Raw genomic sequence first — 12020 nt, 5'->3', positions numbered from 1 at the left:
GTTTCCCTTTGAGCAAGATTAACGATGATCGGCGGACGTTTCCGTCCGCCGTAAAGTGCGTGACAACATACCTGCCGATTATGACCAAGCCGTGACAGCGCCCGCAGGCGCCGCCTGCACGTCGCCTGATGCGGCGCGGAACCTCCGGTTCAAAAATACGCTATAGTCCTTGAAATCGGATTTAGCCTATCAGCATGACACTCACAGAACTCAAATACATCGTGGCGGTCGCCCGCGAAAAGCACTTCGGCCATGCGGCGGAAGCCTGTTTCGTGGCCCAGCCCACGCTGTCGGTCGCCATCAAGAAGCTGGAAGACGAACTGGGCGTGGTGATCTTCGAACGCGGCGGCACCGAGGTATCGGTCACGCCGCTGGGCGCGCAGATCGTGGCGCAGGCCGAGCGGGTGCTGGAACAGACCGCGGCCATCAAGGAAATCGCCAACCAGAACAAGGACCCGCTGTCGGGCCCGCTGCGCCTGGGCATCATCTATACCATCGGCCCCTACCTGCTGCCCTCGCTGGTCAAGACCATGATCGAGACCGTGCCGCAGATGCCGCTGATCCTGCAGGAGAATTTCACCACCCGCCTGATCGAGCTGCTGCGCCAGGGCGAACTGGATGCGGCCATCATGGCCCTGCCCTTCCCCGACCACGGCCTGAACGTGCTGCCGCTGTACGACGAGGAATTCGTGGTGGCCCTGCCGCGCCACCACAAATGGGCCGACCGCAAGGCCATCGACGCCCGCGACCTCAAGAGCGAAACCATGCTGTTGCTGGGCAACGGCCATTGCTTCCGCGACCAGGTGCTGGAAGTCTGCCCCGAGATGTCGCGCTTCTCGACCAGCGGCGACGGCATCGCCCGCACCTTCGAGGGTTCTTCGCTGGAAACCATCCGCCACATGGTGTCGTCGGGCATCGGCATCACCGTGTTGCCCAAGGCCTCTATTTCCGACCTCAACGCGCGCGACGGCATGGTGCGCTACGTGCCCTTCATCGCGCCGGCGCCGTCGCGCCGCGTGGTGATCGCCTGGCGCAAGAGCTTCACCCGCCAGGCGGCGATCGACGCCGTGCAAAAGGCGGTGTTCGCCTGCAACCTCGGCGGCGTGGATATGCTGCACGAGACGGAGTTGGCCGCGGGCTGATACTCCCCCCACCGCCGCTTCGGCCTGGGCCAGCCACACGGTCCGACCGGATTCCTTTTTCGCGCCCGATTGCCGCCTGCAGGGAAAACTACCGTCCAGTTCTCAACAGAACGGACGGCATGCTTGCTTTTCGTCTCCCGCGGCGCGCTTACAAGCGATGCGTAGTCTGCGCATCGAACCAGTGCACATCGGCCGGGCCGAACGCGGCGCCGATGCGCTGGCCGGCGGCGACCCGGAGATGGGCCGGGCAGCGCAGCACCAGCGGCTGCCCGCCGCAACGCCCGTGCACCAGCAGCTCGGCGCCCAACGCCTCGACCAGTTCCACATCCAGCGCCAACTGCGCGGGCGAACCGTCGAACACCGGCAACAGGTGTTCGGGACGCACGCCCCAGATGCGCTCATGCCCCGCCGCGGCCGCCGGCTGCGGCAGTCGGATCGTACCGCGCTCGCCGCCTTGTTCGGCTTCGAACGCCGCGCCGTCGGCCGCCAGCTTGCCGCGCAACAGGTTCATCGGCGGCGAGCCGATGAACCCCGCCACGAAGGTGGTGGCCGGGCGCGCATAGACTTCGGCCGGGGTGCCGATCTGCTCGGCGCGCCCCTTGTTCATGACGATCATGCGCTGGCCCAGCGTCATCGCCTCGACCTGGTCGTGCGTCACGTACAGGCTGGTGGTGCGCAGCGAGGCATGCAGTTTCTGGATCTCCAGCCGCATCTGCACGCGCAGCTTGGCGTCGAGGTTGGACAGCGGCTCGTCGAACAGGAATACCGCGGGCTTGCGCACGATGGCGCGGCCCATCGCCACGCGCTGGCGCTGGCCGCCTGAGAGCTGGCGCGGCGTGCGCTCCAGCAAGGCGCCCAGTTCGAGAATGGCCGCCGCGCGCTGCACGCGATCATCGATCTCGGCCTTGGGCAGGCCGGCGATCTTCAGGCCGTAGGCCATGTTTTCATACACGCTCATGTGCGGATACAGTGCGTAGTTCTGGAACACCATGGCGATGTCGCGCTCCTTGGGTTCCAGTTCGTTGACCACGCGATCGCCGATGACGATCTGGCCGCCGCTGACTTCTTCCAGGCCGGCCACCATGCGCAGCAGCGTGGACTTGCCGCAGCCGGAGGGGCCGACCATGACGATGAATTCGCCGTCGGCAATCTCGGCATCGATGCCGTGGATGACGTCGACCGCCTTGGCGCCGCGGCCATAGGTCTTGCGGACTTGCTTGAGATGGATCGCTGCCATATTCGCCCTGCGTAGGATTATTTCTCGGAATCGACCAGGCCCTTGACGAACCATTTCTGCATCACCACCACGATCAGCCCGGGCGGCAGCATGGCCAGCATCATGGTGGCCATCACCATGTTCCACTCGACGGCCGAATCGCCGCCGGAGATCAGGGTCTTGATGCCGATGCCGATCGGGTACATGTCCTGTTGCGTGGCGATCATCAGCGGCCACAGGTACTGGTTCCAGCCGTAGATGAACATGATCACGAACAGCGCGATCACGTTGGTGCGCGACAGCGGCCACAACACGTCCTTGAGGAAGCGCAGCGGCCCGGCGCCGTCGATGCGGGCGGCCTCGGCCAGCTCGTCGGGCACGGTCAGGAAGAACTGGCGGAACAGGAAAGTGGCGGTGGCCGAGGCGATCAGCGGCACCGTCAGGCCGGCGTAGCTGTTCAACATGCCGAAGTCGGACACCACCTGGTAGGTCGGCGTGATGCGCACTTCCACCGGCAGCATCAACGTGACGAAAATCATCCAGAAGAACAGGTTGCGCCCGGGGAAACGGAAATACACGATGGCGAACGCCGACAGCATGGAGATGGCGATCTTGCCCACGGCGATCACCAGCGCCGTCACCAGGCTGACCCACAGCATGTTGATCACCGGCGGCGCGATGACCTGGCCGGAGGCGCCCTTGAACAGCACGGTGCCGTAGTTGTTGAGCAGCTCGCCGCCGGGCACCAGCGAAATCGGCGACATGGCCGACTGCTCGGCGGTCTGGGTGCTGGCGACGAAGGCGACATAGAGCGGAAACACCACCGCCAGCACGCCCAGGATCAGCACCAGGTGGCTCACCGCGTCCAGGATTGGCCGTCTCTCGATCATGTGTATTGGACCTTCTTTTCAACGTATTTGAACTGCACCACGGTCAGCAGGATCACCACCGCCATGAGCACCACCGACTGCGCCGCCGCGCTGCCCAGGTCGCCGCCCTTGAAGCCGTCCGAGAACACCTTGTAGACCAGGATCTCGGTGTCCTTGCCGGGGCCGCCGCGGGTGGTGGCTTCGACGATGGCGAAGGTGTCGAAAAAGGCGTAAACCACATTGACCACCAGCAGGAAGAACGTGGTCGGCGAGATCAGCGGGAACACGATGGTGAAGAAGCGCTTGACCGGGCCGGCGCCATCGATAGCGGCCGCTTCGATGAGCGACTTGGGGATCGACTGGAGGCCGGCCAGGAAGAACAGGAAGTTGTAGCTGATCTGCTTCCACACGGCGGCGATCACGATCAGGATCATCGCGTGGCGGCCGTTGATCATATAGTCCCAGCCGATGCCGAGCCGCCCCAGCAGGTGCGACAACACGCCCAGCGAAGGACTCAGCAGGAACATCCACAGCACCCCCACCACCACCGGCGACACCGCATAGGGCCAGATCAGGAAGGTTTTATAGATCGACGCGCCGCGGGTGACGCGGTCGGCGAAGACCGCCAGCAACAGCGACAGCGTCATGCCGAAAAACGCCACCAGCAGGGAAAATACCGCCGTGGTGCGGAAGGATTCGAGATAGGTCGGGTCGCCGAACAGGGCGGCGAAGTTGTCCAGCCAGACGAATTCGGAATAGCCGCCGAAGGCGTCCTGCAAGAGAACGGACTGGTACAGCGCCTGCAGCGCCGGCCAGAAGAAGAACAGCAAGGTGACCAGGATCTGCGGTGCGACCAGCAGATACGGCAGCCACTTGGATTTGAATCGCGCGCGTTTTTCCACGTTGGTTCAGGCCAGGAAAAAAGGTTCAGGAAAGCGCAAACCGGCGGCGCCGCGCCCTCCCATCGGAACGGGCGATGCCGCCGGCCGCGCGTGCGCGATGGGCAGCGCGGCCGGCGGCGCAATCAACGCCGGTATTACTGGTTGCCCTTGTTGGCCCGCTCGAAGCGCGTCAGCAATTCGTCGCCGCGCTTGACGGCCGAGTCCAGCGCGTCCTTCGGGGTCTTCTTGCCGCTCCAGACGTTTTCCAGTTCCTCGTCGAACACGGTGCGGATCTGCGCGTAATTGCCCAGGCGCAGGCCGCGCGACTTCTCGGTGGTTTTGACGATCATCTGCCTGGCCGCGACATCGGTGCCGGGGTTGCGTTCATAGAAACCGGCCTGCTTGGTCAGCTCGTAGGCGGCCTTGGTGACCGGCAGGTAACCGGTGTCCTGGTGCCACTTGGCAGCCACTTCCGGCTTGGAGAGGTAGGTGAAGAACTTGGCCACGCCCTTGTACTCATCCGCCTTCTTGCCGCCCATCACCCACAGCGAGGCGCCGCCGATGACGGTGTTCTGCGGCGCGCCCGGCACGTCGTTGTAGTACGGCAGCGCAGCCACGCCGAACTTGAACTTGGCGTTCTTGCGAATATCGGCATACGCGGAGGAGGAGCCGGTGATCATCGCGCACTCGCCGGCATTGAACTTGGCGTTGGCCTCGTCCTTGCGGCCGGCATAGGTGAAGTAGCCTTGCTTGGCCCAGTTCGCCAGGTTTTCGATATGGCGCACGTGCAGCGGGCTATTCATCTTCAGGCGCGCATCGAGGCCGCCGAAGCCATTGTTCTTCGATGCCAGCTCGACGTTGTGCCAGGTTGAAAACGATTCCAAATGCACCCAGGATTGCCAGGTCGTGGTGTATGCGCACGATGCGCCGCTGGCCTTGATCTTGGCGGCCATGCCGACGAACTCCTGCCAGGTCACGGGCGGCTTCTCGGGATCGAGGCCGGCCTTGGCGAACATGTCCTTGTTGTAGAACATGATGGTGGTGGAGCTATTGAACGGGAAGGACATCATGCCCTTGGGCGTGGAGTAGTAACCCGCCACCGCCGGCACGTAGGCATTCTGGTCGAACTTCTCGCCGGCCTGGTGCATGACTTCATACACCGGCTTGACCGCGCCGCGGGCGTAGATCATGGTGGCGGTGCCGACCTCGAATACCTGCAGGATGTCGGGCGCATTGCCGGCCCGGTAGGCGGCGATGGCGGCAGCCATCGACTCATCGTAGGTACCCTTGTAGACCGGAACCACCTTGTAGTCGGACTGGCTCTTGTTGAAGTCGTCGGCCAGGGCATTGACGCGTTCGCCCAGGGCGCCGGTCATCGAATGCCACCAGGAGATTTCGGTTGCGGCATAGGCGGTAGAGGCGGAAGAGGCGATCGTCGCCAGCAAGCCGGCCGCGACCAGTGTTTTGAATTTCATCAGAGACCTCCAGAAAAGGGGTTTTGATGCTAACAATGCTCCATGACAGCCGCGTTACATTAACGGCAGCCAAGGCGCTGCGCAAAGAAAACCGATGTCGCTATGCAGCAGAAAATGATCAATAAGATATTTTTCCCAACCATTTTCTGCCCGGCGGGAATCCGTTGTCAGCCGCACGTCAGCCCCTCAGCCCGGAAGCAGTCGCCACGGCAGCGATTTATAATGCGGCTTTCCTTTTCCGGACCAGGCATGAACAGGCTCAAGCTTTACGCGCTGCTGGTGCGCGCACACAAACCCATCGGTATCCTGCTGCTGCTGTGGCCCACGCTGATCGCCTTGTGGCTGGCATCGGGCGGCGTTCCTGCGCTGGGCGTGCTGGCCATCTACGTGGTCGGCACCGCACTGATGCGCTCGGCCGGCTGCGCCATCAACGACTACGCCGACCGCGACTTCGACCGCTTTGTGAAACGCACCGAGCAACGCCCGCTGACCGCCGGCAAGATCAAGTCATGGGAAGCGCTGATGGTGGCCGGCGTGCTGGCGTTGGTGTCGTTCCTGCTGATCCTGCCGCTCAACGCGCTGACCAAGCAGTTGTCGGTCGCCGCGCTCATCATCGCCGCCACCTACCCCTACTTCAAGCGCTTCTTCGCGATCCCGCAGGCTTACCTGGGCATCGCCTTCGGCTTCGGCATTCCCATGGGCTTCGCTTCGGTGACCGGCGACGTGCCGCCGGCGGCCTGGGTGCTGCTGGTCGCCAATGTGTTCTGGGCGGTGGCCTACGACACCGAATACGCCATGGTCGACCGCGACGACGACCTCAAGATCGGCATCAAGACCTCCGCCATCACCTTCGGCCGCCATGACGTGCTGGCGGTGATGCTGTGCTACGCCGTCGCCCTGGCCCTGATCTGGGCGGTAGGCCTGCAATACGGCCTGGGCCTGTGGTTCTCGGCCGGCATGCTGGCCGCCTGCGGCTTCGCCATCTATCACTACACGCTGATCCGCGAGCGCGACCGCATGCGCTGCTTCGCCGCCTTCAACAACAACAACTGGCTGGGCGCGGCGATCTTCGCCGGCGTGGCGCTGGATTACCTGCTGCGCTGACAACGCAAACGACAACGCAAACGGATTGACGATAACGAGGAGACACGATGGAAGCAGAATTCTGGCTGGAACGCTGGCGCGAAGGACGCACCCATTTTCACCAGTCGCGCGTGACGCCGCTGCTGCAGAAATACTGGCCGACGCTGGCGCTGCCGGCCGGCAGCACGGTGCTGGCGCCGCTATGCGGCAAGTCGCTGGACATGCTGTGGCTGGCCGAACAGGGCCACAAGGTGCTGGGCGTGGAACTGTCGCAGCTGGCGGTCGAACAATTCTTCGCCGAAAACCAACTATCGCCGCAAGTACGCGAATCCGCGCAAGGAACCCATTACTCGGCCGGCGCCATCGAAATCATCTGCGGCGACATCTTCAGGCTCGATGACGCCACCCTGGCCAACTGCGCCGGCGCCTACGACCGCGCAGCGCTGATCGCCCTGCCGCCGGAAATGCGCGCGCGTTACGCCGAACAAGTCTACGGCCGCCTCCCGACCGGCGCGCGCAGCATCCTGATCACGCTGGAATACGCCCAGGAACAAATGGATGGGCCGCCGTTCTCGGTGCCGGAAAAGGAAGTCCTGGAGATTTACGCCTCTCATACGGAAGCGCAGGCAATCGACCGCCGCGACATCCTGGAGAAGGAGCCCAAGTTCATCGAACGCGGATTGAAAAAACTGGATACGGTGGTGTACCGCTTGCAGCGCAAGGACTGAGTACAGCGCGGCGAAACGACGACCGCACAACATCCGTACCAATCCCGATGCCGCAGGCGAGGCAGTTACGCTGTCCCCTTGTGGGCCAGCCGCCGGAGCGCGGTAAAAAATGGATCAGCGAGGCAGTCGGAGCGCAGCGACTCTGCCTCGCCCATTTTTTACCGCGCTCCGGCGGGAACCCCGAAGGGGCTGGCACTTAGGGGCCACCTTTCTTTGCTTACTTTCTTTGGCGGGCCAAAGAAAGTAAGCGGCTGCCGGGCCGCCCCCGGCGCTCCCCTCCGACCGAAGAAAGAAAAGACTAAAGCCAGAGCACCAACCAGCAGCAAGACCAGACTACCCCCTAAGTACCTTCAGACATCTAATACGACGCAGTAAATTAAAGCATCACACTTCAGCAGTAGTCCGAACCACAGTCACCCGACTGATCAGAAACTCCCCATCCACCACCACCCGAAACGGCGTCCCGGCAACATTGAAACCGGGCCCGCCATCATCGTCCCACACCTGCGCCAGCGCATCGAACTCGCGCGGATTCAACTGCAGCATCTGTGCGCTGATGACAAAGGTCGCTCCCGCCTTCTGCTTCCTGACGATCTCTTCAAGCTTGGCCATGACAATTCCTGAACGGTTCAGCGCGGCGGCAGCAAGGCCATCACATTGACCGGCTTGCCGTTGCGGCGGATTTCGAAATACAGCTTGACCTTGCTGGTGTCGCTGTTGCCCATCGCGGCGATCTGCTGGCCGCGCGCAACCATCTGGCCTTCCTTGACCGCGATGCTCTTGTTGTGCGCGTAGACCGACAGCAACGCAGGCGTGTGCTTGATGATCACCATGTTGCCATAGCCGCGGATGCCGTGGCCGGCGTAGGTCACCTTGCCGGCGGCGGCGGCCACCACGGCCTGGCCATCGTTACCGGCGATGTCGATGCCCTTCTTGTAGCTGTCGCTGCTGGGCGCCGACTTGCCCTGCGTGGGCCAGATCCAGTCAAGCTTGGCATCGGCTGGCGCCGGCGCATCGTCGTCGCTGCCCTTGGCCGCCGCTTTGGCCGCGGGCCTGGCGGCCGGCGTGGCCTTGCGCGCCGGGGCAGGCGATGCGCCGCGGCTGGTCTGGCCGGCGCCGGTACGCGCCACAATCCCGGTCGGCGGCTTCACCAGGATGCGCTGGCCGACTTCCAGGTCGTTGGGATTGCGCAGGCGGTTCCAGGCGGCCAGGTTGGACGGGTTCTGGTCGAAGTCGCGGCCGATGCTGTAGAGGGTGTCGCCGCGGCGCACGGTGTAATAGCCGTCGCTGTCGGCGGTCGAGGCGCAACCTGCCAGCAGCAGCGCGCCCGCCAGCGGCAGCGCCGCAATAATGCTTGCAATTCTCTTCATCAGGCCTTGCCGAATTCGTCGCCGAGTTCCTTGCTGCGGGCGGCGGCAGCCTTGAGCGCGGTGACGATGGAATCCTTGACGCCGGCCTGCTCCATCGACACCAGCGCGGCGTAAGTGGTACCGCCCTTGGAGGTTACGCGTTCGCGCAAGGTGGCCACCGGTTCGTCGGAGCGGCGCGCCAGCTCGGTCGCGCCTTCGAACGTGGCCTTGGCCAGTTGCATGCCATCGGCCGGCGACAGGCCCAGTTCGGCAGCCGCCTTTTCCATCGCCTCGAGAAAGTAGAAGACGTAGGCCGGGCCGCTGCCGGAAATCGCGGTGACCGCGTCGAGCTGCTCTTCGGACGACACCCACAGTGTTTCGCCGACCGCCTTGAGAATCGAGTCGGCCTGGGCGCGCTGCAACGTCGACACTTCCTGCCTGGCCGCCACGCCGGTGATGCCGCCGCCGATCAGCGCCGGCGTGTTGGGCATGGCGCGCACAATGGCCTGGTGACCATCCAGCCAGCGCGACATGTCGGCAATGCGGATGCCGGCGGCAATGCTCAGCACCAGTTGCGCGCCGATGAAGGGTTTCAGGGTAGCCACCACGTCATGGATCTGCTGCGGCTTGACTGCCAGCACCACCACGTCGCAGGAGGCCACCGCGCCATCGATGGCGGTGGCGGTAGTGACGCCGAACTTGCCCTGCAGCGCCTGCAGCGAATCGGCATTGAGGTCCACCACGTGGATATTCTGCGGCTCTGCCACCTTGCCGACCAATCCGCCGATCAAGGCGGTCGCCATGTTGCCGCCACCAATAAACGCTATCTTCACTTCCACTCCTTGTGTCTTCGCCGTAAAGCGCTGTTCCAATAAAAAATGCAGATGCCCCGCAACGCCGCTTACACGTAATTGCGCGCACCGAAGATGGCGCTGCCGATACGCACGATGGTGGCCCCTTCGGCCACCGCCGCTTCCAGGTCCGCCGACATGCCCATCGACAGCGTGTCCAGCGGCAAGCCATCGGCGCGCAGCGACTCATACAGGCCGCGCACCGCGGCGAAGGCCGCGCGCTGGCGCGCGACGTCGCCGCTGGGCGCGGGGATCGCCATCAGCCCGCGCAGCGCCAGGTTGGGCAATGCCGCCACCTGCGCCGCGACCGCGGGCAGTTCTTCCGGCGCCAGGCCGCTCTTGCTCGGCTCGCCGCTGATGTTGACCTGCAGACAGATGTTGAGCGCTCCCAGTTCCGGCGGGCGCTGTTCCGACAGCCGGCGGGCAATCTTTTCGCGGTCCACCGAATGCACCCAGTCGAAGCTCTCGGCTATCGACCGGGTCTTGTTGCTCTGGATCGGGCCGATGAAATGCCACTGCAGCTGCGCCGCCGGCGCCAGCGCTTTCATCGCGGCGATCTTCTCCAGCGCTTCCTGCAGGTAATTCTCCCCGAAGGCCAGTTGCCCCGCCTGCACCGCCGCCATCACCGCATCGGCGCCGAAGGTCTTGGAGACGGCCAGCAATTGTATCGATGACGGTGTGCGATGCGCGCGTTCCGCGGAGACTGCGATCTGGCATTGCACGTGTTGCAAGTTTTTGGCGATTGGCGACATAATCCGGTGCCGGGAGGGGCTCGGCTGCGGGGAATATAAATAGATTGCTGAGTGCTTTCCTTGCAAGGATTATAAATGGACATTGCCGGACTACTGGCATTTGGCGTCAGAAACCAGGCTTCCGACCTGCATCTGTCGGCCGGTTTGCCGCCCATGCTGCGCGTGCATGGCGACATTCGCCGCATCAATCTCAGCCCCCTGTCAGACGAACTGCTGCAGGGGATGCTGCTGTCGCTGATGAACGAGGAACAGCGGCGCGCCTACGCCGAACGGCTGGAATGCGATTTCTCGTTCCAGCATCAGTCCCTGGGGCGGTTCCGCATCAATGCCTTCCGGCAACAGCGCGGCGCGGCCATCGCCATACGGCACATCCCGCAACAGATCCCGACCCTGGACAGTGCCGGCGCACCGGCCATCTGCGCCGACCTGGCAGCGCGCCCACGCGGGCTGGTGCTGGTAACCGGCCCGACCGGTTCGGGCAAGAGCACCACGCTCGCCGCCATGGTCAACCACATCAACGAGCATCGCGCGGCCCATATCCTCACCATCGAGGATCCGATCGAGTTCGTCCACGAACCGCGCCGCTCGCTGGTCAGCCAGCGCGAGGTCGGCGTGCATACGCGTTCCTTCGCCAATGCGCTGCGGGCGGCGCTGCGCGAGGATCCCGATGTATTGCTGGTAGGCGAACTGCGCGACGCCGAAACCATCCGCCTGGCGCTGACCGCCGCCGAAACCGGCCATCTGGTGTTCGGCACGCTGCACACCGCCTCGGCCGCCAAGACCGTGGACCGTATCGTCGACGCCTTCCCCGCCGGCGAAAAGGAAAGCGCGCGCGCCATGCTGGCCGAATCGCTGCAGGCGGTGATTTCGCAAACGCTGCTCAAGACGCTCGACGGCAACGGCCGGGTGGCGGCGCACGAGATCATGCTGTGCACCCCGGCGATCCGCAACCTGATCCGCGAAGGCAAGACCGCGCAAATGTATTCGGCCATCCAGACCGCCACCGGCATGGGCATGCAAACCCTGGAAGGCAGCATGGGAGAACTGGTGCACCGCGATCGCATCTCGCTGGAAACGGCCCGCAGCCACGCCCGCTCGCCCGATTATTTCCCCTTGTGAGAAAGGGGTTCACGCTAAAATACGCCCAGCAAAGACTCAGGGGCTGCCATGACAACCGTCTACGAATTCCAGCCGAAACTGGCTGACGATACCGAATTCCCGCTGGAACAGCTGCGCGGGAAGGTAATGCTGATCGCCAATACAGCCAGCAAGTGCGGCTTCACCCCCCAATATAACGGGCTGGAACACATCCACCGCCAGTTCAAGGAACGCGGCCTGGCGGTGATGGCCTTTCCCTGCAACCAGTTCGGTGCGCAGGAACCGGGCAACGCCGAGGAGATCGGCGCCTTCTGCGAGAAAAACTACGGCGTGAGCTTTCCGCTGTTCGCCAAGATCGACGTCAATGGCGACAATGCCGCGCCGCTGTTCAAGTTCCTCAAGAAGGAAGCGCCCGGCCTGCTGGGCAGCAAGGCGATCAAATGGAACTTCACCAAGTTCCTGGTGCGCAAGGACGGCAGCGTCTACAAGCGCTACGCGCCGCAGACCCGCCCCGAGGAAATGGTGTCCGACATCGAGAAGCTGCTGGCCGAATAAGCGCAATCAATAAGCACAACA

At 63.7% G+C, this 12020-nt stretch carries 13 protein-coding genes; 5 read left to right on the top strand and 8 right to left on the bottom strand.

The window, feature by feature from the left end; all coding sequences use genetic code 11:
- Positions 1–194 precede the first annotated feature (194 nt).
- Positions 195–1142 carry a LysR substrate-binding domain-containing protein gene (locus FB598_RS00450; protein ID WP_141911503.1) on the top strand — a complete coding sequence of 316 codons (948 nt, stop codon included), beginning with the start codon at positions 195–197 and terminating at the stop codon, positions 1140–1142.
- A gap of 148 nt (positions 1143–1290) precedes the next feature.
- On the opposite strand, the gene FB598_RS00445 is transcribed toward FB598_RS00450, so the two are convergent.
- From FB598_RS00445 to ugpB, 4 genes are all read right to left on the bottom strand, one after another.
- Positions 1291–2379 carry a sn-glycerol-3-phosphate import ATP-binding protein UgpC gene (locus FB598_RS00445; RefSeq protein ID WP_141911501.1) on the bottom strand — a complete coding sequence of 363 codons (1089 nt, stop codon included), beginning with the start codon at positions 2377–2379 and terminating at the stop codon, positions 1291–1293.
- A 17-nt stretch (positions 2380–2396) separates the two neighbouring features.
- The gene (ugpE, locus tag FB598_RS00440; protein WP_141911498.1) at positions 2397–3248 is read right to left on the bottom strand and encodes a sn-glycerol-3-phosphate ABC transporter permease UgpE; all 852 of its coding nucleotides are present in this window, start codon (positions 3246–3248) and stop codon (positions 2397–2399) included.
- Positions 3245–4129: a sn-glycerol-3-phosphate ABC transporter permease UgpA gene (ugpA, locus tag FB598_RS00435; RefSeq protein ID WP_141911495.1), complete on the bottom strand. Its 885-nt coding sequence runs from the start codon at positions 4127–4129 to the stop codon at positions 3245–3247. The genes ugpE and ugpA overlap by 4 nt, the downstream gene beginning before the upstream one ends.
- 134 nt (positions 4130–4263) lie before the next feature.
- Positions 4264–5583, bottom strand: a complete 1320-nt coding sequence (gene ugpB / locus FB598_RS00430) for a sn-glycerol-3-phosphate ABC transporter substrate-binding protein UgpB (protein ID WP_370454977.1) — start codon at positions 5581–5583, stop codon at positions 4264–4266.
- Positions 5584–5832: 249 nt separating this feature from the next.
- Here ugpB and ubiA point away from each other — a divergent pair, with 249 nt between their 5' ends.
- Positions 5833–6687: a 4-hydroxybenzoate octaprenyltransferase gene (gene ubiA / locus FB598_RS00425; RefSeq protein WP_141911493.1), complete on the top strand. Its 855-nt coding sequence runs from the start codon at positions 5833–5835 to the stop codon at positions 6685–6687.
- 47 nt (positions 6688–6734) lie between these two features.
- Positions 6735–7394: a thiopurine S-methyltransferase gene (locus FB598_RS00420; RefSeq protein WP_141911490.1), complete on the top strand. Its 660-nt coding sequence runs from the start codon at positions 6735–6737 to the stop codon at positions 7392–7394.
- A 384-nt stretch (positions 7395–7778) separates the two neighbouring features.
- Here FB598_RS00420 and FB598_RS00415 read toward each other — a convergent pair whose 3' ends face one another.
- The 4 genes from FB598_RS00415 to FB598_RS00400 all read right to left on the bottom strand — a co-directional run bounded on the left by FB598_RS00415 (position 7779) and on the right by FB598_RS00400 (position 10346).
- Entirely contained in the window at positions 7779–8006 is a 228-nt protein-coding gene (locus FB598_RS00415) for a hypothetical protein (RefSeq protein WP_141911488.1), read from the bottom strand.
- A gap of 17 nt (positions 8007–8023) precedes the next feature.
- On the bottom strand, positions 8024–8764 hold the full coding sequence (locus FB598_RS00410) for a peptidoglycan DD-metalloendopeptidase family protein (protein WP_141911486.1): 741 nt from the start codon (positions 8762–8764) through the stop codon (positions 8024–8026).
- Positions 8764–9576 (bottom strand): pyrroline-5-carboxylate reductase, encoded by an 813-nt coding sequence (gene proC / locus FB598_RS00405; RefSeq protein WP_141911484.1) that lies wholly within the window; start codon positions 9574–9576, stop codon positions 8764–8766. Before proC ends, FB598_RS00410 begins: the two co-directional genes overlap by 1 nt.
- A gap of 68 nt (positions 9577–9644) precedes the next feature.
- The gene (locus FB598_RS00400; RefSeq protein WP_141911482.1) at positions 9645–10346 is read right to left on the bottom strand and encodes a YggS family pyridoxal phosphate-dependent enzyme; all 702 of its coding nucleotides are present in this window, start codon (positions 10344–10346) and stop codon (positions 9645–9647) included.
- 75 nt (positions 10347–10421) lie between these two features.
- Between FB598_RS00400 and FB598_RS00395 the strand changes: the two genes are divergently transcribed.
- Both FB598_RS00395 and FB598_RS00390 read left to right on the top strand, forming a co-directional pair.
- Complete coding sequence (locus FB598_RS00395; RefSeq protein WP_141911479.1) at positions 10422–11465, top strand: type IV pilus twitching motility protein PilT; 1044 nt, start codon at positions 10422–10424, stop codon at positions 11463–11465.
- A gap of 48 nt (positions 11466–11513) precedes the next feature.
- Positions 11514–11999 carry a glutathione peroxidase gene (locus FB598_RS00390; protein WP_141911477.1) on the top strand — a complete coding sequence of 162 codons (486 nt, stop codon included), beginning with the start codon at positions 11514–11516 and terminating at the stop codon, positions 11997–11999.
- Positions 12000–12020 lie beyond the last annotated feature (21 nt).

The sequence above is a fragment of the Herbaspirillum sp. SJZ106 genome (genome assembly GCF_006715495.1).
Classification (GTDB): Bacteria; Pseudomonadota; Gammaproteobacteria; order Burkholderiales; family Burkholderiaceae_D; genus Herbaspirillum.
This window is presented reverse-complemented; position numbering and strand designations above follow the sequence as displayed.